General features: G+C 69.2%; 23 protein-coding genes. 10 read left to right on the top strand and 13 right to left on the bottom strand.

What is annotated here, in order from left to right; all coding sequences use genetic code 11:
* Positions 1-95: 95 nt before the first annotated feature.
* Together A6A29_RS04070 and A6A29_RS04065 are read left to right on the top strand one after the other, a co-directional pair.
* Complete coding sequence (locus A6A29_RS04070) at positions 96-1,379, top strand: geranylgeranyl reductase family protein (RefSeq protein ID WP_073718483.1); 1,284 nt, start codon at positions 96-98, stop codon at positions 1,377-1,379.
* Positions 1,380-1,786: 407 nt separating this feature from the next.
* On the top strand, positions 1,787-2,938 hold the full coding sequence (locus A6A29_RS04065) for a Cmx/CmrA family chloramphenicol efflux MFS transporter (RefSeq protein WP_073718482.1): 1,152 nt from the start codon (positions 1,787-1,789) through the stop codon (positions 2,936-2,938).
* Positions 2,939-3,003: 65 nt separating this feature from the next.
* Here the strand turns inward: A6A29_RS04065 and A6A29_RS04060 are convergent, their stop codons facing one another.
* On the bottom strand, positions 3,004-3,966 hold the full coding sequence (locus A6A29_RS04060) for an FAD-dependent oxidoreductase (protein WP_079182558.1): 963 nt from the start codon (positions 3,964-3,966) through the stop codon (positions 3,004-3,006).
* A 79-nt stretch (positions 3,967-4,045) separates the two neighbouring features.
* Positions 4,046-4,609: a hypothetical protein gene (locus A6A29_RS04055; protein WP_073718481.1), complete on the bottom strand. Its 564-nt coding sequence runs from the start codon at positions 4,607-4,609 to the stop codon at positions 4,046-4,048.
* Positions 4,610-4,931: 322 nt separating this feature from the next.
* Here A6A29_RS04055 and A6A29_RS04050 point away from each other — a divergent pair, with 322 nt between their 5' ends.
* Positions 4,932-5,585, top strand: coding sequence for a DUF4232 domain-containing protein (locus A6A29_RS04050; protein ID WP_073718480.1), 654 nt, complete (start codon positions 4,932-4,934; stop codon positions 5,583-5,585).
* A gap of 44 nt (positions 5,586-5,629) precedes the next feature.
* Here the strand turns inward: A6A29_RS04050 and A6A29_RS47445 are convergent, their stop codons facing one another.
* From A6A29_RS47445 to A6A29_RS04015, 8 genes are all read right to left on the bottom strand, one after another.
* Positions 5,630-5,755 carry a hypothetical protein gene (locus A6A29_RS47445; RefSeq protein WP_274535784.1) on the bottom strand — a complete coding sequence of 42 codons (126 nt, stop codon included), beginning with the start codon at positions 5,753-5,755 and terminating at the stop codon, positions 5,630-5,632.
* Positions 5,745-6,434 (bottom strand): CPBP family glutamic-type intramembrane protease, encoded by a 690-nt coding sequence (locus tag A6A29_RS04045; protein WP_241838308.1) that lies wholly within the window; start codon positions 6,432-6,434, stop codon positions 5,745-5,747. Before A6A29_RS04045 ends, A6A29_RS47445 begins: the two co-directional genes overlap by 11 nt.
* A gap of 321 nt (positions 6,435-6,755) precedes the next feature.
* Positions 6,756-7,199, bottom strand: a complete 444-nt coding sequence (locus tag A6A29_RS04040) for an NUDIX hydrolase (protein ID WP_073718479.1) — start codon at positions 7,197-7,199, stop codon at positions 6,756-6,758.
* Positions 7,196-7,852 carry a dTMP kinase gene (locus tag A6A29_RS04035; RefSeq protein WP_073718478.1) on the bottom strand — a complete coding sequence of 219 codons (657 nt, stop codon included), beginning with the start codon at positions 7,850-7,852 and terminating at the stop codon, positions 7,196-7,198. Before A6A29_RS04035 ends, A6A29_RS04040 begins: the two co-directional genes overlap by 4 nt.
* Complete coding sequence (locus tag A6A29_RS04030; protein ID WP_073718477.1) at positions 7,849-9,348, bottom strand: B12-binding domain-containing radical SAM protein; 1,500 nt, start codon at positions 9,346-9,348, stop codon at positions 7,849-7,851. The genes A6A29_RS04035 and A6A29_RS04030 overlap by 4 nt, the downstream gene beginning before the upstream one ends.
* The gene (locus A6A29_RS04025; RefSeq protein WP_073718476.1) at positions 9,305-10,144 is read right to left on the bottom strand and encodes a hypothetical protein; all 840 of its coding nucleotides are present in this window, start codon (positions 10,142-10,144) and stop codon (positions 9,305-9,307) included. The genes A6A29_RS04030 and A6A29_RS04025 overlap by 44 nt, the downstream gene beginning before the upstream one ends.
* 500 nt (positions 10,145-10,644) lie before the next feature.
* Positions 10,645-10,845, bottom strand: a complete 201-nt coding sequence (locus A6A29_RS04020) for a DUF397 domain-containing protein (RefSeq protein ID WP_073718475.1) — start codon at positions 10,843-10,845, stop codon at positions 10,645-10,647.
* A 10-nt stretch (positions 10,846-10,855) separates the two neighbouring features.
* A complete protein-coding gene (locus A6A29_RS04015) occupies positions 10,856-11,704 on the bottom strand; it encodes a helix-turn-helix domain-containing protein (protein ID WP_073718474.1) in 849 nt (282 codons plus the stop codon).
* Between the two features lie 211 nt (positions 11,705-11,915).
* Here A6A29_RS04015 and A6A29_RS04010 point away from each other — a divergent pair, with 211 nt between their 5' ends.
* Both A6A29_RS04010 and A6A29_RS04005 read left to right on the top strand, forming a co-directional pair.
* Positions 11,916-12,359, top strand: coding sequence for an ATP-binding protein (locus A6A29_RS04010; protein ID WP_073718473.1), 444 nt, complete (start codon positions 11,916-11,918; stop codon positions 12,357-12,359).
* A gap of 333 nt (positions 12,360-12,692) precedes the next feature.
* Positions 12,693-13,913, top strand: coding sequence for an esterase/lipase family protein (locus tag A6A29_RS04005; RefSeq protein ID WP_073718472.1), 1,221 nt, complete (start codon positions 12,693-12,695; stop codon positions 13,911-13,913).
* 12 nt (positions 13,914-13,925) lie between these two features.
* Here the strand turns inward: A6A29_RS04005 and A6A29_RS04000 are convergent, their stop codons facing one another.
* Both A6A29_RS04000 and A6A29_RS03995 read right to left on the bottom strand, forming a co-directional pair.
* Positions 13,926-16,166, bottom strand: a complete 2,241-nt coding sequence (locus tag A6A29_RS04000; RefSeq protein ID WP_073718471.1) for a HelD family protein — start codon at positions 16,164-16,166, stop codon at positions 13,926-13,928.
* Between the two features lie 292 nt (positions 16,167-16,458).
* On the bottom strand, positions 16,459-16,854 hold the full coding sequence (locus A6A29_RS03995) for a hypothetical protein (RefSeq protein WP_073718470.1): 396 nt from the start codon (positions 16,852-16,854) through the stop codon (positions 16,459-16,461).
* Positions 16,855-17,132: 278 nt separating this feature from the next.
* On the opposite strand from A6A29_RS03995, the gene A6A29_RS03990 reads away from it, so the two are divergent.
* Entirely contained in the window at positions 17,133-17,726 is a 594-nt protein-coding gene (locus tag A6A29_RS03990; RefSeq protein WP_073718469.1) for a DUF1349 domain-containing protein, read from the top strand.
* 193 nt (positions 17,727-17,919) lie between these two features.
* Here the strand turns inward: A6A29_RS03990 and A6A29_RS03985 are convergent, their stop codons facing one another.
* The gene (locus A6A29_RS03985; protein ID WP_073718468.1) at positions 17,920-18,750 is read right to left on the bottom strand and encodes a C40 family peptidase; all 831 of its coding nucleotides are present in this window, start codon (positions 18,748-18,750) and stop codon (positions 17,920-17,922) included.
* Between the two features lie 869 nt (positions 18,751-19,619).
* Between A6A29_RS03985 and A6A29_RS03980 the strand changes: the two genes are divergently transcribed.
* The 4 genes from A6A29_RS03980 to A6A29_RS03965 are packed head-to-tail and all read left to right on the top strand — an operon-like array spanning position 19,620 to position 22,592.
* Positions 19,620-19,979 carry an NADH-quinone oxidoreductase subunit A gene (locus A6A29_RS03980; RefSeq protein ID WP_030420561.1) on the top strand — a complete coding sequence of 120 codons (360 nt, stop codon included), beginning with the start codon at positions 19,620-19,622 and terminating at the stop codon, positions 19,977-19,979.
* Between the two features lie 17 nt (positions 19,980-19,996).
* On the top strand, positions 19,997-20,551 hold the full coding sequence (locus tag A6A29_RS03975; RefSeq protein ID WP_073718467.1) for a NuoB/complex I 20 kDa subunit family protein: 555 nt from the start codon (positions 19,997-19,999) through the stop codon (positions 20,549-20,551).
* Positions 20,548-21,270: an NADH-quinone oxidoreductase subunit C gene (locus tag A6A29_RS03970; RefSeq protein WP_073718466.1), complete on the top strand. Its 723-nt coding sequence runs from the start codon at positions 20,548-20,550 to the stop codon at positions 21,268-21,270. The genes A6A29_RS03975 and A6A29_RS03970 overlap by 4 nt, the downstream gene beginning before the upstream one ends.
* A complete protein-coding gene (locus A6A29_RS03965) occupies positions 21,270-22,592 on the top strand; it encodes an NADH-quinone oxidoreductase subunit D (protein WP_073718465.1) in 1,323 nt (440 codons plus the stop codon). The genes A6A29_RS03970 and A6A29_RS03965 overlap by 1 nt, the downstream gene beginning before the upstream one ends.
* Positions 22,593-22,602: the final 10 nt, after the last annotated feature.

Genomic DNA, 22,602 nt, shown 5'->3' with positions numbered 1-22,602 from the left:
GGGAGCCCTTCGGGAGGTTGATCAGCAGGCCCCCCTAGACTGCACGGGACATGTGCCGCGCGGCACGCGAATTCGAGTCTTCGGGAGATCCGACCGTGACCGAGCCCCTCTCCGAGCACAGCGCGGACGTGATCGTCGTCGGAGCGGGCCCAGCCGGCTCCACGACCGCGTACTACCTCGCCAAGGCCGGACTGAACGTCCTGCTCCTGGAGAAGACGGCCTTCCCCCGGGAGAAGGTCTGCGGCGACGGCCTCACGCCGCGCGCCACCAAGCAGCTCGTCTCCATGGGCATCGACATCTCCGAAGAGGCGGGCTGGCTGCGCAACAAGGGGCTGCGCATCATCGGCGGCGGCGTCCGTCTCCAGCTGGACTGGCCGGACCTCGCCTCGTACCCGGACTACGGCCTCGTCCGCAAGCGCGACGGCTTCGACGAGCAGCTGGCCCGGCAGGCGCAGAAGGCGGGCGCCCGGCTGTACGAGCGCTGCAATGTCGGCGCCCCCATCATCGACGAGCGCACCGGCCGCATCACCGGCGTGAACGCGAAGCTCGGCGAGGACAAGACCCCGGTCACCTTCCACGCCCCGCTCGTCGTCGCCGCCGACGGCAACTCCACCCGGCTCTCCCTCGCGATGGGCCTGCACCGCCGCGAGGACCGCCCGATGGGCGTCGCGGTCCGTACGTACTTCACCTCGCCCCGCCACGACGACGACTACCTGGAGTCCTGGCTGGAACTGTGGGACCGGCGCGGCGCCGAGGACCGGCTGCTGCCCGGCTACGGCTGGATCTTCGGCATGGGCGACGGCACGTCCAACGTCGGCCTCGGCATCCTCAACTCCTCCGCCGCCTTCAAGGAGCTGGACTGGCGCGAGGTCCTCAAGGCGTGGTGCGCGTCCATGCCGGAGGACTGGGGCTACACCCCGGAGAACATGACGACGCCGATCCGGGGCGCCGCGCTCCCGATGGCCTTCAACCGCCAGCCGCACTACACCAAGGGCCTGCTGCTCGTCGGTGACGCGGGCGGCATGGTCAACCCGTTCAACGGCGAGGGCATCGCGTACGCCATGGAGTCGGGCCGGCTCGCCGCCGACGTCATCGTCCAGGCCCACGCCCGCGCCACCCCGGCCCAGCGCGAACTGGCCCTGCACAACTACCCGAAGGTGCTCAAGGACACCTACGGCGGTTACTACACGCTGGGCCGCGCCTTCGTGAAGATGATCGGCAACCCGAAGGTCATGAAGATCGCGACGCAGCGCGGTCTCACGCACCCGATCCTGATGAAGTTCACCCTGAAGATGCTCGCCAACCTGACCGACCCGACGGGCGGCGACGCGATGGACCGCATCATCAACGGCCTGTCGAAGGTGGCCCCGAAGGCCTGACGTTCCCCCCCCGGTGCCTGCCCTTGTTATCCACTGGCACCGGGACCGCCCGGCCGGATACCGTGGCGCCCATGTCCAGCCCCGAGTCCGACAGACCGAGGCCACCGGTGCTCCGGTGGCCGAGTTCCTGCTGACCGACGCCGGGTGACCCACAGGGTCACGGGCATCTCTTCGCACGGCTCCGCCCCCGCCGGATCACCGCGGGTACGGGCCGTTCCCTCCTCGGTCACGCGCGCCCCAGCGCGGCTCACCGAGTCATGCCCCCGCGATCAGCGGGGCATTCTTCCGCGCCGCCAGGTCGCTGCCCGCCGGATCCGCTCCGGCGCGCACGACGGGGCGTGGGCCCGTATCCCCGCACATCGGTCTGTCTCGCCCATCGACGGTTCCGTCCAAGGGGTCCTGTTCCCATGCCATTCGCTGTCTACGTCCTCGGGCTCGCGGTCTTCGCCCAGGGCACCTCCGAGTTCATGCTGTCCGGGCTGGTCTCGGGCATGTCCGCCGACCTGAACGTCTCCCTGTCCGCGGCAGGTCTGCTGACCTCGTCCTTCGCCGTCGGGATGGTGATCGGCGCGCCCCTGATGGCGCTCTTCAGCCGCGGCTGGCCCCGCCGCCGCGCACTGCTGCTGTTCCTCGCGGTGTTCGTCGCCGTCCATGTCGTGGGGGCGCTCACCCCGAGTTACGGAGTGCTCCTCGCGACCCGTTTCGTCGGGGCCCTCGCCAACGCGGGCTTCTGGGCGGTGGCCCTGATGACGGCCGTCTCCCTGGTGCCCGCGCACCTGAAGGCGCGGGCCACCGCCGTGGTGGTCGGCGGGGTCACGGTCGCCTGTGTGGTCGGGGTGCCGGCCGGTGCGGTGCTGGGGGAGCGGTGGGGGTGGCGGTCGGCGTTCTGGGCGGTCGCCCTCGTCTCCGTACCGGCGGTCCTGGCGATCGTCCGCAGCATCCCGGGCGGACGGCCCGACGCCGAACCCGTACCGGTCCGCACCGAGTTGCGCGTCCTGACCCGCTCACGGCTCCGGCTCACCCTGCTCACGATGGCCCTGGTCCAGGGGGCGACCTTCTGTACGTTCTCCTACCTGGAACCGCTGCTGACCAGGGAGACCGGTCTGGGCGCGGGGTGGGTCCCGGCCGCCCTCGCGCTCTTCGGCGTGGGCTCGTTCCTCGGCGTCACCGTCGCGGGCCGCTTCGCCGACGTCCGCCCCACCGCGCTCATCGCCTCGGGAATGGTCGCCCTCACTCTCGGCTGGAGCGCGCTGGCCCTGACGGCGGGCAGTCCGGTGGTGGCCCTGGCCCTGATCCTGGTCCAGGGGATGCTCGCCTTCGGTACGGGCACGGCCCTGATCACCCGCGTCCTCGACCAGGCCCCGGACGCCCCGACCCTCGCGGGCGCCTTCTGCACGACCGCCTTCAACCTCGGCGCCACGGTGGGCCCTTGGGCGGGCGGCCTGGCCCTGGACGCCGGATTCGGCTACCGGGCGCCGGTCTGGGTGAGCGGTGCGCTGATGGCCCTCGCCCTGGTCACGGCCGGGGCACGGCGCGTACGGGTACGGGCGATGGCGTGAGGGCCGGGTAGCGCGGGGGCGCGGGCCGCCGGGCACCTGCTCGGCGCCCCGCGCTGACGCGTGGATCAGTCCCCGGCGGACAACCCCCGTGCCGCGTAGTAGGCGCGCAGCGCGGCCTCACTGCCGGAGCCCATGGCGGTCATGATCCGCTGGAAGCGCGCGGAGCGCAGGTCACCGGCCACGATGAGGCGGGGGTGCTGGCCGGTCGGCGGGCAGTAGCCGTCCGCGCCGCGGACGAGGTCACCGGGCGGGGCGGTGGGCACGCTTCCGATGCTCAGGTACGCGGCGTCCGCCGTGACCGTGTGCCGTATGCCGTCCCGGCCCACCGCTTCCGCTGTGACCGCGGTCCCTTCGGAGAAGGCCAGGGTCAGGTGCGCGACGGGCAGGAGCGTGACGCGGGGGTCGTCGCGGATCTCTTCGGTCTTGTACGCGTCGGCCTCCGGGTACGCCACGAGCAGGCGGGTACCGGTGGCCGGGTGGGCGCGGAGGAAGGTGCCGATCGGGCGGTCGCCGCCGAGGACGAGGAGGGTACGGCCCTCGGCGTCGTCCGCCTCCGCCTGCCAGAGCGGGGGCAGTGTGAGGCCGCCGGGGGCGGTGATCCAGGCGGCGTCACGGGGTTGGAGCGGACCGACGCCGGTCGCGACGACGGCGTACGGAGCGGTGAGGCGAGCACCTGTGTCCAGGGTGGCGGTGACGTGGTCGTCGTCGGCGCGGAGTTCGACGGCACGGCGGCCGAGTTCCAGGCGGCACAGCTCCGTGCTCTTCAGCTCCGTGGTGATGGCGTCGGCGAGCGCGGGGCCGCTGGTGTGGCCGCCGAGGACGTTGTTCAGGGCCGGGATGCGGTAGAGGTTGCGGCACAGGGTCTCCGGCTCGACCAGGACCGAGCGCATCCCGACACCGGCGGCCGTCCGGGCGGCGGCGCAACCGGCCGGTCCACCCCCGACGATGATCAGGTCGGTGGCGGTGGCGGTGGCGGTGGCGGCGGCGGCGGCGGCGGGCGAAGGGGGGTGGGGCGGTGTGTCGTCCATGGGGCTATTCGAGCACCGGCGCCTCTGTGTACGCGGTGAGTCGGGCCACTACGTCCTCTGCGGCCCCAGCGGGCCGGCCTCAGTCCGAGCAGCTGTTCGCGGAACCGTCGGCCGTGGAGGTGACGGCTACGCGGTAGCCCGCTCCGGAGCTGAACTCGGGCCCGGTCTTCCGCTCTTCCGCGTCGAGGATCTCCTCTGTCAGGAAGTAGACGTCCAGGACCGTCGCATCGTCCCCCTTGCCGAGGGTGAAGCACAGGCTCGCGGTTTGCTCTTCCTTCGGGGACTGCCTGGAGTCCGGCGACAGCTTCCAGCCGTCGCGCTGCGCCGCGACCCGGTAGTGCCGGGTCACTTCGGTCCGGTCACCAGGGAAGACATAGGTCCGCTCGGCGTACACCCATGCCTCGCCGCTGTCCTCCCAGCAGCCGGCGTCGAGCTCCTCGAAGCCCTTGGGCACCACGGTCCCCTGGGGCCGGGAGCCGAGAACGCCGTACGACTTCAGTTCCTCGACCCGGCTCTCCGTACCCTCGCAGCCCTTCGCGGTCGCGGCATCCGCGACGGTCTGGCACCCGGTGAGAGATCCGGTCGCCACCGCGGCCGTCAGGAGGAGAGCGGCACAACGGCCGGTTCCCGTACGAGATGCCAAAGCGACTCCTCCGCTGGGTCGGTCACGGTGTTGGTGGCGGTCAAGGTTCGGTGGGTTACGGGTCTGTCCCGGCGGGTGGTGGCCGGGAGCGGGTGTGGGGTGGGGGTGGGAGCCGGTGGTGGGGCTGGGCGGGGGGTGTGTCGTGCGGTGTTGTGCCTGGCTGCGCGTGTAACAGGGGTGTATTAGAGGGTGGTTGGGCGGAACGGCGGGCAGGGCAGGACGGGTCTGGGTGATCAGAAGTGCTCGCTCGTACTGATCGGTACCGAGCGGCCGGGACTGCCGACAACCGGCACTGCCGTCAACCGACGCTGAGGAAGACATGATGCGCGTTCACAAGCTCACCTTCGCCGCTCTGGCCGTTGCCGCGAGTCTCTCGCTGACGGCCTGCCAGGGTGAGGAGGACGGCACGGGTCAGGCCGCCCCGTCGTCCGCGTCCTCGTCGGGTGGTGGTTCGGGGTCGGGCGGTGCGGACCAGGGCGGTGCGGACGGCTCCGAGGGGAAGGGTTCCGACGGGAACGGTGCGGCGGGCGGGAGCGGTTCCGATGTGAGTGGCAAGGCCGGGAAGTGCCGTACGGACGAGCTGGAGATCACGGCGTCGGACCAGAGCATCAGCGACGAGCCCGACGGCACCGTCGTGGTGGAGCTGAAGAACGGCGGCGGCCGGGACTGCTCGATTTCCGGGTATGCGGGTGTGGACCTGAAGACGAGTGAGGGGCCGCTGTCGGCGAAGCGGGCGGGCCGGGAGACCGGTCCGGCTGTCCTCAAGGACGGGAAGTCCACCTTCTTCGGTATCACCTACCCGCTCAACGAGTCGGGCGGCTCCGGCGTGCGAATCACGGGTCTCGTGGTGACCCCGCCGGACGAGACGAAGTCCGTCACCCTGGACTGGCCGGGCGCCGCCACGCTGCCCGTCACCGACGGCTCGGGCACCCCCGTGACGATCGGCCCGATGGGAAGCGCCGGACAGGGCGGCTGACCCACCCACCCCCTGGTCCGAACACCGGAGTCCGGAGCAGGTGGTCAGCTCGGGACACCCGGCGGCACGGGCTCGATCGTGCGGCGCTTGACGAGCAGCACGATGATCAGGGCGACCTGAAGAACGATGATGAGGGCCATGCCCAGGGAGGCCTGGGGCTTATCGCCCACGAGATTGGAGAACAGACTGGTGTCCCAGAGACCGTGGGCGAGCATCGGCAGCAGGATGATGCCGCCGACGCGGAGGCACAGATAGAAGGAAGTAGCCCGAGGTGGCTACGACGAGCGCCTGAATGATGGCCTGCGCCCCCGCGCCGACGGCATTGCTGACATGTACGAGTCCGAAGACGAGCGAGGAGTAGAGGGCGACCTTGCCCTCGGTGAATCCCGCCCGACGGAAGACATGGACACCGATGCCCCGGAACATGAGTTCCTCACCGACGCCGACGAACACCCCGAGCAGCAGCAGCAGGCAGGCCACCAGGGAGATGCTCTGGTCGGAGAGGTGGCCGTAGTTCAGGCCGACCAGAGCGACCGCGATCATCGAGATCGGGACCCAGCGCACCCAGCGCCGCACGGGGGCCCGGTAGCGAAGGACCTCGCCCCACCAGCCGAGCCAGGTGACGACGGCCGCCGCGAAGACGATCGACGCCCCGATGGGTATCAGCGCGTTGCGCACCAGGGACTCGGTGGTGGGGAACGCACTGTCCGAGTAGCTGGTGTCCACGCCGACCAGGAGTCCCAGACCCTGGATGATGCCCGCGTACACGACGACCACCACCAGGAACCACGGCCAGGACAGCCTGCGCCCCGGTTGGCCGTCGCGTATCGAGTCCGTCGCGTCCCGCACCGAGTCTCCCTTTCGCCTGGCGGCGAGGAAGGCACCCCGCCCCGCCGGGCGCGGCCGTATGCCGACCCAGCTCCCCGCGAAGAATCTCATACGGAATAGAACAAACATCTCGGACCGCCCTTTAACCGGCAGGGCGGGTGTCCGGTCGTCCCGGCAGGCCCGGTGGAGGGCCGCACCGTCTCGCTCGGGGTCGGCCGAGTACGCGGGCCCGCACGTCCCGAAGGCGGCATTGGTGCTCCCCTTCGTTGCGGGTACGACTGTGGGAATGACTCCGCCCGCCGGCCATGGGGGCACCGACGGGCGGAGGGGGTCGGGTGGAGCCTATGACCAACCGTGCTCGGCGAGTGTCTCGGCGCCCTTGAGGTAGCCGTACAGGCCGGCGGCGGGATACTCGATGATGTCCTCGGGCAGGGCATCGATCGGGAACCACGTCAGGGCGAGGCACTTCTCGGGCTCGCGGTTGACCGGCTCGCCCGTCCAGTTGGTTGCGAGGAAGAACATGCCGATGCGCTCGATCTGCTCGCTCTGCTTGTGGTGGACGGTGTGCACGAGTTGCAGGTGATCGGGGTCGACCTCGATCCCGGTTTCCTCGCGCAGCTCGCGGGCGGCGCCGGCCCTGAGCGGCTCGCCGTGGTCCAGCTTGCCGGAGGGAGCGTGCCACCGTCCGTGGCCGTACGGTCCTCCGCGCTGCGACAGCAGGATCATGTCGCCGTTGCGCAGGATCACGTGCGTGTCGATTACGGGGACTGCGAGTGTGGGGCTCATGGGTTCACCGTGTGGTCGTCGGGTCTGCTGGGATTGCTGTGGACGCTACTCCCGCCCGTCGGCAGTGCGTCGGCGATTCGGCGCGCTACGTCCGTTGGTGCGGTCGTGGTGGAGTCGATGACGAGTACCTGTATGCCCAGGGTCATGAGGGTCTCTGCTGCCTCGGCGTACAGCTCGACCTCGCGGCGGGGGGCATCCGGGTCGTGGTGGAAGCGGTGGCGTACTCCGCGGTCGGCGAGTCGGGCGGCGATCACGCTCGGCTCGGCGGTGAGGATCACGGCGAGGGTGGGCAGCATGATCCTGCGGTTCAGGTCGAGCACGAACTGCTCGGCGACGCCGTCGAGGCGCTGGAGCACGAGCGACGAGGCGAGGTAGCGGTCGCTTATGACGGTGAACCCGGCGTCGCGCATGGGACGCAGCTCGTTCTCGATGTGCTCGTACCGGTTCGCGGCGACGAGGCAGGCAAGGGCGTGTCCGTCGAGGAACGCGGCGCTCGCGCGGGTGAACTGGCCGAGGGCGCTGTGGGTCGGCTCGCACGTCCGGTAGACGAGTCGGCCCTCCTGGCGCAGCAGGCGGTCGAGCTCTTCGAGGGTGGTGGACTTCCCAACGGCGCCGGGGCCGTCGAGGGTGACGAACGTGCCGGGCGTGGTCATGCGGCGGTCCCCATGTGGTTTCGGGCGTGCTGCTCGCGGGTGAGCATGGCGAGGGTGGCGCGCAGCTTGGGAAGGGGCACGGTTCCGAACGTGATGCCGACGGAGAAATTGAACTCGTCGCGGGTGCGCATGGACTCGTCGGCTCCCTCCGCGGTGAGGTCTACGTCGGAGTAGGCGAGCAGCGCGTCGGGGTGGTGTCCGGCCTTGATGAGTGTGTCCCATACGGGGGTACCGGGGTAAGGACGGAACTCGAAGACGCTCGCCCGGAACTTTCCGGGGTGCCGGTCGGCGAGTGCCCACAGGTTGTGGATGTGGCGCACGGTCGCGTCGAGGTCCTCCTGCCTTTCCCCGGGGTAGCCAAGGATGAAATAGCCCTTGACGTTGATGCCGTGCGAGAGCAGCCGGTCGGTCACGTTCTCGGTCATCTCGGCTGTGATCCGCTTGTCCATGCCGACGAGAACACGGTCGCTTCCGGACTCGATGCCGAGCGCCACCTCGCGCAGCCCGTTCGCCCTGAGGATCGTGTGCATGGCGTTGTCGAGGTGGGAAAACACGTTGATCCGGCCCGTGGCATCCCACACGTAACGGTCGCCGATTCCGTGGCGGGTGAAGGCTTCCATCTGCGGCACGATCACCCGTTTGGCGCCGAGAAAGAGATCGTCGACGAACCGGTACGCGGTCGTTCCGTAGGCGGCGTGCAGGTGGTCGAGCTCGGCAACGATCCCCTCGGGCGACCGGGCCCTGATCTTGACATCAGGGTTCGCCGAGACCGCGGCGCCACAGAACCCGCAGTCGTACGGGCACCCACGTGAACCGACGATGTTCGCCTCGGTGCGGCCGTCCTCGGCGATGTAAGGGTCTTGCGGCAGGAACGCGCGGTTCACGAGGGGAAGCGCGTCGATGTCCGGGCCGAGCCACTGTGCGGTATTGCCGTGCGCGATGCCGGCGCCATGGGTGCCAAGCAGCCGGTCGCGCCACATGACTCCGGGGAGTTCCGCACGGCGGCGCTCGTCGGCGAGGAGCGAGGCGACGCGGGTCTCGCCCTCCCCGATAATGAGGGCTCGCAGGTTGCGCATACGGGGGTCGTCGAGGATGCGGGCGGGCATGGCGCGGGCGTGGTGCCCGCCCACCATGACGGCGATGCCGGGGTCGAGGGCGGCGGCGATCCGGGCTGACATCTCGTAGGTGGGGGCGAGCAGGTTCATGCCGACCCATCGGGGGCGGACGCTGTTGACGATGCGGGCGGTTTCCTCGACGCCGAGACCGTGTGCTTCGGCGTCCAGTACGCCAACGTTGAATCCGCCGACTTCCTGTGCGTAGGTGGCGATGTAGGCCATGCCGAGGACGGGCAGAGTGTAGTCGTTCGTCCGGGGTCGCAGGCCGTAGTCGCGCAACGGAGCGTTGACGAACAGGGCGTCGAGGGCGCGGTTCGGGTCGGCGCCGGCGATCCGATCAGGGGTGGTGCGGTGTTCCTCCTGTGCCGGTAATACGGGCATGGCTCCCCCAAGTGAGAGTGAACAGGGTCAAGGCGTGAAGGTTGGTGCGGGCGGGCGCCCAACGGCGCCACAAGGCCTCGAACTCGCGCTCGGCGCTCGGCAGGGCGAGGCCGGGGGCGGCTCGGCCGGCCCATGTCCGCACGGCGAGGTCGCCGTGCGGGTAGACCGAGTGGTCGCCGGTGAAGTCTGCGGCTGCTGCCGCGGCGGTCCATGGACCGATGTACGGGACCTCGACGAGTTCTTTGACGAGACTCTCGGGGTCGAGGGTGGACCAGTGGTCGCCGCGATTGAGGTAGGCGGTCGCGGCGGCCCGCAGGCCCTTGGCGTTGAACTTGGCGCCGACCGCGGCGAATCCCTCGTCGGAGAGGTCGAGCACGATCTCGGCGGTGGGGGCCAGGGGGAGCGGGCCGGCCGGGGTGTCGAACGTTCGGCCGTAAGCGGCGTAGAAGGCACGGTGACGCTTCCGTGCCTGCGCGGCGGTCACCACCTGCCGGAGCAGGGCGGTCGTGATCGCGTCCCAGAGTGAAGGGTTTTTAAGCCGCGCCACCGTGCCGAGAGACATCAACTCGTTGAGGAGCGGCGTCCCCTCGGAGGGCGTGGGCAGGTCGACCGCGGACGTGTAGGCGACGGGGGGCTGCTCCCCGGTCCCGGTGCCGAGGCGAAGCAGCCGCAGGTGCCCGGGGTCGCTCTCCCCGTGGGCGAGCCATGCGGCGCCTTGGTGCTCGACGACGCGTACGGGCTCGCCGGCCGAGGTCTCGTGCCAGCCGGGGTGCTCCGTGATGATCGTGGGGCTCATGCGCACAATTCCCGTCGCTGTTGCTGTGGTTGGACTTCACAGTCTGCGCAATGCGCGGGGGTTTTCGAGGGCAATCGGACGAGCCGAACCCGCCACTCGGCACACGTCACGTACCGGAGCACTTCGAACCGGAAGCCGTGTTCGACGCGGGCCTCGACGGGCGGGGTGTGTGGTGGCGTACGCATGGTCGACCGTCCGATCGCAGCGTGTGGGGTTGGTGCGGTGCGGTACCGGAGAGCCCCCGCCCCGGGGTTGTGTGACGAACAGCGGGGCGGGGGCGGCTTTGGGTGTGCCCGCAACTCAATGCAACTGCGGGCAAGGGGAAGTTACGTCGCTGCGCGAGTGCGGCCGGGCTGTGCGCCTGGTCGCTGCGGCGACGTACGGTGACCGTAGCGTCACCTGATCGTCAGGCGCAACAGTGGGACGTCCCTAAGTTGTGCCGCAACATGCGGAAAGCCCTCCACCTGTCAGTTCGGGTGGAGGGCTTTCGCGGTAGTTGGTCAGATCAGGTGGTCGAACTCGCCGGCCTTGACGCCCAGGACGAAGGCGCGGAGCTTGGTGACGCTCGTCGTGACGATCACGTCGGGGTCATCGCTCTCGCGCATCTTGATCGCGCCGTCGACGGGGGCCAACTCGATACAGCTCTGGTTGTCGTCCGGTCCCGAGAAGGAGGATTTCTGCCAGTTGATTGCCTCTGTCATGCCCGTTAGCTCACATTTCCTGTGCGATGCGTTGGATGAATTGGTCCGATTCCTCCGTGCCGAGTGAGATCGACTCGACAGAATCGAGTAGTGCGCGGTACCTGGCCAGTTGAGCTTCGGCGTCCAGGAACCCCGAGTTGAAGGAGCTGTCGATCTGAACTGTGTCGAGTGCGGGAATGCTGGCTCCGGCGTACAGCATCGAGTGCACCGAGCTGGTGATCTGGGCTTCGAACGGAATGATGCGGATGGTCACGGAAGGCCAGACGGATACTTTGCGCAGGAAGTCGAGCTGTTCCCGCATCGTGCTGGCATCGCAGTACCGCATACGCAGGGCGGCCTCGTGGATGAACGCCTCGAACGGAGTGGGAACGGGCCGGTCGAAGATGTCGCGACGCCTCGTGCGGTGTTCGACGCGGGCGTTCAGTTCGACGGTCGGGAGGTCGGAAACCCCGCCTCGAATGAGGTCTCGTGCGTACGCTTCCGTCTGAAATACGCCTGGCACATACAGCATTTCGATTGCGCGAATGTACGTTGCGCGGTGCTCCAGTTCGGCCAGGTCCAGAAATCCCGGTGAGAGTATCCCGCGATAGTCGTCCCACCACCCCTTGGTGCGTTCCTCGGCCATGCTCGCCAGCGCGTCGACCAAGTGCTTGTCGCCGGCTGAGTAGTGCGCGGCGAGCCGACGGACCCGCTGATCACTCACGCCGTAGCGACCGGATTCGATGTGGCTGATCTGGGCGCGTTCGCCGCCCAGAAATGCGGCAGCCTCGCTTCCGGACATGCCGGCGCGCTCGCGCAACTTGCGAAGCTCCGCGCCCAACCGCTTCTGCCTGGCGGTCGGATAGCTCCTTGGCGGCATCGGCCTCCCCTTCGTGCGGTACGAGTGTGCCGCCCAACTGTGTCACTGGTCCACCCGTATGGGTGCTACGACCGTCCCACTGTTGCGCCGTCCCAAGGTTGTGCCCTGGCGTCCAGTCCTGTCGCGCAACTCGCACCGTGCGCAGAAGTGCAGCCACCCGCACGCGAGTTGACGCCATCTCGGAGACCCGCTCACGTAGGGAGACCTCGTCATGACCTCCGTAACCGCTCCACCTCCCCCCACCCCGTACCTCCCCCAACGCGGCGAGCGTTATCGGCTCATCGCACCGAACACCCCCACCGCACCCCGGATCGCGCGGGACTTCGTGGGCGCCGTGCTGCGTACCACCGCGCATCGCGGGCTCGCGGACGACGCCCGGTTGTGTGTGAGCGAGGTGGTGTCCAACGCGCACTGCCACACGCGGTCGGTGCAGATCCGGGTGGATGTGACGGTGAACCGGCGGCAGGTCATGGTCTACGTGACCGACGACGAGCCATGCCCGCTGCCGAGGCCGGGTACCGATCCGCACGCGGAGCGCGGCCGGGGGCTTCTCATCGTGGACAGCCTGGCCGGGCGGTGGGGGACCACGACCCACGGCGGGAGCGCGGCGCACGCCAAGACGGTCTGGTTCGTCCTGGTCGGGCCGGGGGCGTGACGGATTCGAACAGGGGGTGGGCCGAGGAATGGCGTGATCGCGATGCTCCCGGAGGTAGCGCCGGAACGGCCCCGGACCCTCTCGCCGGGCCCTGTCCGTGCGGGCGGCCGATCGGGGCCGTTTCCCGACCGAAAGAGACGCGCCAAGCCCACATTCCGGCGAGATAAACACACCGTGCCGGATTCCTACCTGGAGGGGTGACGTGGCGCGGCGATCGCGCATCCGGGCGCCGTACGTATGGCCATGATGTGCCGGTCTTCGCACCCCTCCGCGGTCACCGGGCCCGAGTCCTTCGGGTCGCTGCGGCATGGGCGCAGACGAAGGAGCGACACTTTGTCCGGACAGCAGGGCGAGACGGCGGAGCAGAGCATCGGCGAGTTCACTCTTGCCGGTTCACCGGGCGCCGCGCGCACGACCGAGGTGCAGGTTCCGCGGCCGGACGAGGAGTGGGACCTGCCCCATGGCTTCGCCCACGTCTACTACGGCGAGGGCAACAGGGGCATCCAGCGGCCGGTGCTCATGGCCGACGGGTTCAACCTGGGCAAGAGCGACCTCGACGCGCTCTACCAGGGCCTGGACGGGGACTTCCCCTTCCTCACCGAACTGCGGCGGCGGGGCAGGGACGTCATCCTGCTCGGCTATGACGATCGCGGTGCCTCGATCCTGGACAACGCCCAGGCGGTCATCGCGGCCGTTCTCCGAACAAGTGCTGAGCAGCTGGGCGACGCCCGCCTCGTAGTCGGCGGCTTCAGCATGGGCGGCATCGTCACCCGCTATGCGCTCGCCAGGATGGAATACGAGCGCATCGACCACCGCGCGGGGCTCTACTTCTCCTACGACAGTCCTCACCGCGGTGCCGTCATCCCGATCGGGCTCCAGGCGTTCGCGCACTTCATCCCGGTCGCCAACAACTTCGCCCGGCAGATGAACAGTTCGGCCGCGCGGCAGATGCTGTGGCGGCACTACGACAATGAGAGCGGCACGGTCCGGACCGACCCGGAGCGCGAGAAGTTCCTGGGCGCGCTGCGGGAGGTCGGCGGGTGGCCGATGATTCCGCTCAAGCTCGGCGTGGCCAACGGCCGGGGCGACGGCACGGGCCTCGATGTCCCGCCCGGCCAGGTGGCCCTGGCGAGCACCGGGAAGCTGGTCTACCCGGGCACCACGTTCTTCACCCAGGCCGAGGGCCACGAGGTGATCGTCGCCGAGTTGAAGCGCCTCTTCCCGAAGGGCGAGAAGACGATCAGGACCAGCGGCTTCCCGGCGCTCGACGGAGCACCGGGCGGCTCACTGGCCTCGTACAGGATCCTCGGCGACATGCTGAAGAAGTTCGGCGCGACCGTGGACCTGCGCCACCCCGACGTCTGCTTCGTCCCGTCCGTCAGCGCGGTCGCCGTCCGTGACCTCGACCAGCCGGAGGACCTGTACGCGAGCATCGACCGGATGTCTCCGGAGGAGAGCGAACTCGACGAGTTCCTGTGCTCCTCGGAGACCACCGGACACACCGCCATCACCGAGGAGCTGTGCACCTGGCTGATGGACCGGCTGCCGGAGTGACCGCCGGGGCTGTCAGCCGGACGACCGGCCGGCAGCCCCCGCCTCCTCCAGTCCGCCGAGCGCCTCGGGCAGATCGACGGTGTGCAGTACCCCGAGGCGCTGGGTGGCGCGGGTCAGCGCGACGTACAGATCACTCACTTGGTACGCGGCCGGTTCCACCACCAGCACCGTGTCGAACTCCAGCCCCTTCGCCTGCCGCGCGTCCAGCAGCACCACGTCCCGGGTGAGGTCGGGCGCGGGCCCGTGACCCGCGTCCGGCAGCTCCGCGAGGAGCGACGCGTGCAGCGCAGGCGGGGCGACGACCGCGACCCGTCCGCCGTCCCGTGCCGCCGCGGCCTCCCGTGCCACCGCGTTGGCCAGGCCGTCCGCGGTGGCCCGCAGTGCCCAGGGCCGCACTCCGGTCGACCGCACCGAGCCGGGCGGCTCGAACGACGGGTCGTGCGCCCGCAGGAATCCGGCCGCCACCTCCATGATCTCGGCGGGCGTCCGGTAGTTGACCCCCAGCCGTACGTGCTCCCAGCGGTCGCCCACGTACGGTTCCAGGATGCGTTCCCAGGAGCCGAGGCCCGCCGCGTCGGCGGTCTGTGCCGGGTCCCCGACGAGCGTCATCGAGCGCGTCGGAATGCGCCGCATCAGCAGCCGCCAGGCCATCGCGGACAGTTCCTGCGCCTCGTCCACGACGATGTGGCCGAACGCCCAGGTCCGGTCGGCCGCCGCCCGCTCGGCCGCGCTGCGCAGGTCGGCCTCCTCATGGCGCTCGGCCATCCGTTCGGCGTCGATGATGTTGTGCGCCGCGAGGATCTCCGACTCCTCGTCCTCGAACTCGTACGTCTCCGAGCCCGCGGACAGCTCCAGCACGCCCTGGGCGTAGGCGATCCGCTCCTGGCGCTCGGCCTCGGCAGCGGCACGGGCCGCACTGTCGTCCTCGCCCAGCAGCTCGGCGGCCTCGTCCAGAAGCGGTACGTCGGCCTCGGTCCACTCCCCGCGCTGCCGCCGGATCAGCCCGGCAGGCCCGTCGTCGAGGTGGACCGGGTCGGCCAGGAACTCCGCGACGAGCTCCTGCGGGGTGAGCTGCGGCCACAGCTCGTCGACGGCCGCGTGGACCTCCCGGCTCATCGCGATCTCCTTGCCCATCTGGGCGAGGTCGTCGGGCCCCAGGAGATTGGGCCCGCCGAACGGGTCGGCACCGATCCGTTCGGTCAGCTGCGCCGTGAGCGCGTCGATGATGTGGAACGCGAAGACGGGTCTGGCCAGGTTGTGCGGCAGCCCGCTCTCGCGCGCCCGCCACCGGGCGTCCTCGGCCATGGCCCGGTCCAGCTGGAGCGTCCCGTAACCGTCGTGGTCGATCTCCGTCGCCCGCTCGGGCACGGTCTGCCTCTCCCGCAGCGCCTTCGCCAGCACATCGGCCATCGCGGCGCGCCCCTTGACCTCGGCGGCGGCCGGACTGTCGGTGCCGGTGGCGCGCACACCGGGGAAGAGCTCGCCGAGGGTGGCCAGCAGCACACCGGTCTCGCCCAGGGACGGCAGTACGTCGCCGATGTAGCTCAGGAAGGCCGGGTTCGGGCCGACGATCAGCACGGCGCGACGGGCCAGCAGTTCCCGGTGCTCGTACAGCAGGAACGCCGCCCGGTGCAGCGCGACGACGGTCTTGCCGGTGCCGGGGCCGCCCTCGACGACCATGACGCCCTGGTGGGGCGCCCGGATGATGCGGTCCTGCTCGGCCTGGATGGTCCGGACGATGTCGTGCATCCGCCCCGTGCGGGCCGCGTCCAGTGCGGCCAGCAGGACCTCATCGGCGTCCGTGCCCTCGTGGCCGGTGCGGGTGGGGTCTCCGAGGTCCATCAGCTCGTCGTGGAGCGCGGTGACGGTGCGCCCCTCGGTGGTGATGTGCCGCCTGCGCCGCAGGCCCATCGGGGAATGACCGGTCGCCAGATAGAAGGGACGTGCCACGTCCGCCCGCCAGTCGATCACCAGGGGCGTACGGGAGGGATCGTCCTGCCGAATTCCGATACGCCCGATGTGGTGCGCCCGGCCGTCCCGGAAGTCGATGCGCCCGAAACAGAGACCGTTCTCTCCCGAGTGGAGCGCACTGAGCAGCCCGGACTGCTCCGCCACCAGCACATCCCGCTCCAGCCGGGCCTGGAAACCGGTCCCGACCTGCACGAGCGCGTCGCGCACCGACTCCTCGGCCAGCTCCCTGAGCTGATCGAGCCGGGCATAGAGGTCGGTGATGAATTGCTGTTCCTGTCGCATTTCCTCGGTTGACAATTCGACTCCTGACGCGATATGTTTCTGGAAGAAGAGTTCTTCTTCATGTCCTTTCCCGCAAAGACATGAAGGATTGAATATACGCAGGATCAAGCCTCGGACGCCAATTCGTCCGGGGCTTTTTTGTGTGGGGTGCGTACGGGTCAGCCGGAGGACAGGTTCCGGCGGGCCTCCCGGTCCGACGAGCCGAGCAGGACCGCGCCCGCCGGGGTGAGGGTGTGCAGGACCGTGGCCCGGGACAGCGCTACCGGTGCTCCGTGGCTCGGGTGCCGCCGGCTCAGGCGGCGTACGAACCGGTGGCGGCGGTGCTCTCGAAGTAGAAGACGAACTCCTGGTTGTCCTGGATGTCGGTCGCGATGACCTTCCACGCGTTGGCCGTCGCGGACTTGTAGGAGGACTGGCAGTCGAACGAGCCGCTGCTCAGCTTGAAGCACACCTTGACGGAACGGGTGGTGTTGGTCTTGATGTCGATGTCCGCGCACCGGGTCGACGTCTTGAAGACGGCGGTCGTGTGCCGGCCGGCCGCCTTGCTGTAGGACTTCGCCCCGCCGTAGCACGTCACCTGCACGCTCACATCGCCCTGCGGCGCGGCGGTGGCGACGCCGGTGAATCCGCCGAACGCCAGCGCGGCGCTGCTGGTCGCGACGGCGAGTGCCTTCAACTTCTTCTGCACGGTCTCTCCCCTGTTGCCCGCCTGTGCCCGCGCCGGATGTCCCGGTGCGGGCGGGCGCCCCCCTCGGGCTGCGGCGCCGGGACAGATATGGCACGGACGTGGGGCGGGGTACAACGGATGCGGGGAGCCCTGGAACAGCGGAATGTCCCACCCCCGCTGACCTGCGAGGACATGGGGTGCGTCGGTACGCGGGTGAGTCGGTACGGGGGTGAGACAGCCGGCGTGGGGGTGACGGGTCCCGCCTCGTACGATCGGGGGCCGACGATCAAGGGGAGCCGATGAACGGACAGCAGACGGTCGACCGGGCGCGGGCCCACTGGCTCAACCCGCCGCAGGCGTCCGTCGACCGGGGCGCGGACCTGTTCGTGACCACCCGGGACCGCGGCGATTTCTGGCGCACCACCAGTTATGGCTTCGTGCACGACGACGGGCACGCCCTTCTCACGGACCTGCCCGACGGATCGGCCGTCGAGGTGACGTTCGTGGCGGACTTCGACACCCTGTACGACCAGGCGGGGGTCATGGTCCGGGTGGACGAACGGAACTGGATCAAGGCCGGGATCGAACTGACCGACGGGGTCCCGCATCTGGGGGCCGTGGTCACCCGCGAGGTCTCGGACTGGTCGATGGCGCCCGTCCCCGACTGGACCGGGCGGCGGGTGACCGTACGGGCCAGCCGTGCCGGTGACGCGCTCACCGTGCGGGCGCGGTGCGAGGACGGGCCCTGGCGGATGGTCAGGCTTGCCCCGCTGGACCCCGGGGCGGCGGCGCTGGCCGGCCCGTTCTGCTGCTCGCCGCAGCGCGCGGGCCTTGAGGTCCGCTTCACCGGCTTCACCACGGGGCCGGCGGACAGGTCGCTGCACGAGGCATGAGCACCGGGGGCGGCGGGCCCGTCCCGGACACGGCGAAGGGCCGTCGCTCCCGAGCGGGGGAGCGACGGCCCTTCAGCGTGTCCGGCGGCGTCGGGTGATGCCCGTGCCGGAACGCCCGTGCATCGGAGAACGCCCGAGGAGCGGCGAACGCTTGTGAATCAGAGAACGCCGAGGAGTGGCGAACGCTTGTGAATCAGAGAACGCGGACCGCGCCGGTCGGCATGTCGTAGTCCATGGAGCGCTGCACCGTACCGGTGTTGGAGTTCTGCGCGCCGACGAACTGGCCGCCGCCGATGTAGATCGCGACGTGGTACGCGCTGCCCGCGCTGCCCCAGTACAGGATGTCGCCCGGCTGGAGGTTGCTCAGCGAGACCTGGGTGCCGGCCGTCGACTGGCTCTGCGAGACGCGCGGCAGGTCGATGTTGACCGACCGGAACGCGGCCTGGACGAGGCCCGAGCAGTCCCACGAGTTGGGGCCGGTGCCGCCGGGCACGTACGCGTCGCCGACCTGGGCCTTGGCGAAGGCGACCACGGCGGCTGCGGAGCCGGTGGCGCTCGACGAGGAGTACGAGGGCGAGGAGGAGGAGGACGCGGAGGAGCCAGTGGAGGCGCTGAGCGTCGTGCGCTCGGCGGTACGGGAAGCGCGCTCGGCGGCCTCCGCCTTGGCCTTGGCGGCTGCCTCGGCCTTCTTCTTCTTGGCCTCTGCCTTGCGTACGGCCTCGGCCTTGGCCTTCTTGGCCTTCTTCGCGGCGCTCTCGGCCGCGGCGTCCTCGTTGGCCTGCGTCTCCAGGTCGAGGGCGACCTGCTGCGTGGCCTGTGCGGAAGCGGCGACGGTCGTGGAGAGCCCGGAGGTGATGGTGGGCATCTCGATGGTCTGGGTCACCGGCTCGGCCTGGGCCGGGCCCGCGGCGCCTGCGACCGCGATGGTGCTGAGGACGCCACCGGCAACTCCGGCCCGCAGCGCCGTCTTCGAGGCACTCTGGCGGGGCTTCCGGTGGCTGGGTATGTGAGCGGTGAGGGACATGAGTACTAGCGCTATCAGGGCTGTAGGGGTCCCATCAAGAAACGTGTGTTGCGACACAGTTACGTTCGGAATCTGTGAATCCGCTTTCTGGGCGCCCTTATTGACGCCGTAACGGGCAAAACGGGCATGCGCAATCAGGGCTGTGATCATTGACTTTCGGCAATACGCCCGAATTGCCCGGCGCTTACCATCCGTTCACACCGATGGCCAAGCCCGCTGTATGGGGAGCGGGCCCACTGTGGCGCAGGTCACAGCATGACTCGGACTCGATGGGCAACCACGCGGACGCGCCACGAGTGCCGAAGTGGCTGGATCGGACCCCTGGGGTGAGATGGCCTATTGGTGCGTCATGTCCGCTTGGTTCGGGGGTGGTCGTCGCCCGGCGGCGCCCCTCACCGGTGGATGGCGAGTGGGTGCCCGGTCGGCGTGGGACGGCCGCCCGGAAGATCGTGAATGCGTGCACATGTCCATATGACTCCCCGTGATCCCCCCTTCCGGGTGAGCGCCGGGCGGGGCCGGTGCCTATATCACCCAGATCCGTCCATCGCCAATTTGCTTGTAGGGGCTGTCCATTGATAGCGCGGCACTGCTTTGACCAGCGGTAACACCATCGAATGTCACGTCTCGTGATCACTCGGCCGCTTCGCGTACGAAGATCACCGCTCATCCGACTTCATGATCCTTCGTCAGGTGGTGGAGATCACAAAGGCGTTGTTGTACCCCGTGTCGCAGATCACAGGATGGCAGGCATAGGATGCGGGGCAGTCGGGCTTGTGAACTGCCTCACATGTGCACGATCTTGGTGAGGTGGCGAGCCGGTTCGCCCGATGCGGTCCAACGGTCAAGGACGACTGGAAGGAGCGAGGAGCGTGAATGCCTACGCGCCCATCCTCGTGCTCGGCGCCCTCGGGGCGGGGTTTGCGATCTTCTCCGTGGTCATGGCCACGCTTATCGGCCCCAAGCGGTACAACCGAGCACGGCTCGAAGCGTACGAATGCGGTATCGAACCCACCCCGACTCCGGCCGGTGGCGGCCGCTTCCCGATCAAGTACTACCTGACGGCGATGCTTTTCATCGTCTTCGACATCGAGATCGTCTTCCTCTATCCCTGGGCGGTCACCTTCGACGCCCTGGGGATCTTCGGGCTCGTGGAGATGCTGCTCTTCGTGCTCACCGTCTTCGTCGCCTACGCGTATGTGTGGCGCCGGGGCGGCCTGGAATGGGACTGAGGGGCTGAGGGGCACACATGGGACTCGAAGAGAAGCTGCCTAGCGGCTTTGTGCTGACCACTGTCGAGCAGGCCGCCGGCTGGGTGCGGAAGTCCTCCGTCTTCCCGGCCACCTTCGGCCTCGCCTGCTGCGCCATCGAGATGATGACGACCGGCGCGGGGCGCTACGACCTGGCCCGTTTCGGGATGGAGGTCTTCCGCGGATCGCCGCGGCAGGCCGATCTGATGATTGTCGCGGGACGGGTCAGCCAGAAGATGGCGCCCGTCCTGCGGCAGGTCTATGACCAGATGCCGAACCCGAAGTGGGTGATCTCCATGGGGGTTTGCGCATCATCGGGCGGGATGTTCAACAATTACGCCATTGTGCAGGGTGTTGATCACATTGTCCCGGTTGATATCTATTTGCCGGGGTGCCCGCCGCGCCCCGAGATGCTGATCGACGCCATTCTCAAGCTCCACCAGAAGATCCAGGGCTCCAAGCTCGGGGTCAACGCCGAGGAGGCCGCCCGCGAGGCGGAGGAGGCGGCCCTCAAGGCGCTCCCCCTGATCGAGATGAAGGGGCTGCTGCGGTGACCGACAACGCGAACGGCGACGAGCGGACCGGCAACGGAGTCCCCGCACCGCGCGAGCAGGCCGAGGTCATCCGCGTACGCAAGGGCATGTTCGGCGCCGACAACGGTGGCGACACCACCGGCTACGGCGGTCTCGTACGCACGGTGACCCTGCCGGGCGCCACCTCCCGCCCGTACGGCGGCTGGTTCGACGAAGTGGCCGACGAACTCGAAGGGGCCCTGGAGGAACAGGACCTGCTTCCCGAGAACGCCATCGAGAAGACCGTCGTCGACCGCGGCGAACTCACCTTCCACATCGCCCGCGAGCATCTGCTCCAGGTCGCCCGCACCCTGCGCGACGACCCGGCGCTGCGCTTCGAGCTCTGTACGGGAGTCAGCGGCGTCCACTTCCTGGGCGACAAGGGCCGCGAACTGCACGCCGTCTACCACCTGCGGTCCCTCACCCACGGCCGGCTCATCCGGCTGGAGGTGTCCGCCCCGGACAGCGACCCGCACGTCCCGTCCCTCGTCGAGGTCTATCCGACCAACGACTGGCACGAGCGCGAGACCTACGACTTCTTCGGCCTCATCTTCGACGGGCACCCCGCCCTCACCCGGATCATGATGCCGGACGACTGGCAGGGCTTCCCGCAGCGCAAGGACTATCCGCTCGGCGGCATCGCCGTCGAGTACAAGGGCGCCCAGATCCCGGCTCCGGACCAGCGGAGGTCGTACTCCTGATGACTACTCCCCACGCGACACCCAGGGCCACGACCGAGGGGACTGTATATACAGTCACCGGCGGCGACTGGGACGAAGTCGTCGAGTCGGCCCTCAAGTCCGACGACGAGCGCATCATCGTCAACATGGGTCCCCAGCACCCGTCCACGCACGGCGTGCTGCGGCTGATCCTGGAGATCGACGGCGAGACCGTCACCGAGGCCCGCTGCGGTATCGGCTACCTCCACACCGGCATCGAGAAGAACCTCGAATTCCGGAACTGGACCCAGGGCACCACGTTCGTCACGCGCATGGACTATCTGACGCCGTTCTTCAACGAGACGGCGTACTGCCTGGGCGTCGAGAAGCTCCTCGGCATCGAGGACCAGATCCCCAACCGGGCCACGGTCCTGCGCGTCCTGCTCATGGAGCTCAACCGGATCTCCTCGCACCTGGTCTGCATCGCCACCGGCGGTATGGAGCTCGGCGCGACCACGATCATGATCTACGGCTTCCGCGATCGTGAACTGGTTCTCGACCTCTTCGAGCTGATCACCGGCCTCCGGATGAACCACGCGTTCGTCCGTCCCGGCGGCCTCGCCCAGGACCTGCCCCCGGGCGCGGTCGACCAGCTGCGCGAGTTCATCAAGACCATGAAGAAGAACCTGCCGGAGTACGACAAGCTCGCCACCGGCAACCCCATCTTCAAGGCCCGTATGCAGGACGTCGGTTACCTCGACCTCACCGGCTGCATGGCGCTCGGCGCCACCGGACCGGTCCTGCGCTCCGCAGGGCTCCCGCACGACCTGCGCAAGACCGACCCGTACTGCGGCTACGAGAACTACGAGTTCGACGTGCCCACCGCGGACACCTGCGACTCCTACGGCCGCTTCCTCATCCGTCTGGAGGAGATGCGGCAGTCGCTCAGGATCGTCGAACAGTGCCTGGAGCGGCTGGAGCCGGGCCCGGTCATGGTCGCCGACAAGAAGATCGCCTGGCCCGCGCAGCTCGCGCTCGGACCGGACGGACTCGGCAACTCGCTCGACCACATCAAGAAGATCATGGGCACCTCCATGGAGGCCCTGATCCACCACTTCAAGCTGGTGACCGAGGGCTTCCGGGTCCCGGCCGGGCAGGCGTACACCGCGGTCGAGTCGCCCAAGGGCGAACTCGGCGTGCATGTCGTCTCGGACGGCGGCACCCGCCCCTACCGGGTCCACTTCCGCGACCCGTCCTTCACCAATCTGCAAGCCATGGCGGCGATGTGCGAGGGCGGCCAGGTCGCCGATGTGATCGTCGCCGTCGCGTCCATCGACCCCGTGATGGGAGGCGTCGACCGGTGACCGCAAACCA

Source organism: Streptomyces sp. TSRI0281, assembly GCF_001905125.1.
GTDB lineage: Bacteria > Actinomycetota > Actinomycetes > Streptomycetales > Streptomycetaceae > Streptomyces.
This window is presented reverse-complemented; position numbering and strand designations above follow the sequence as displayed.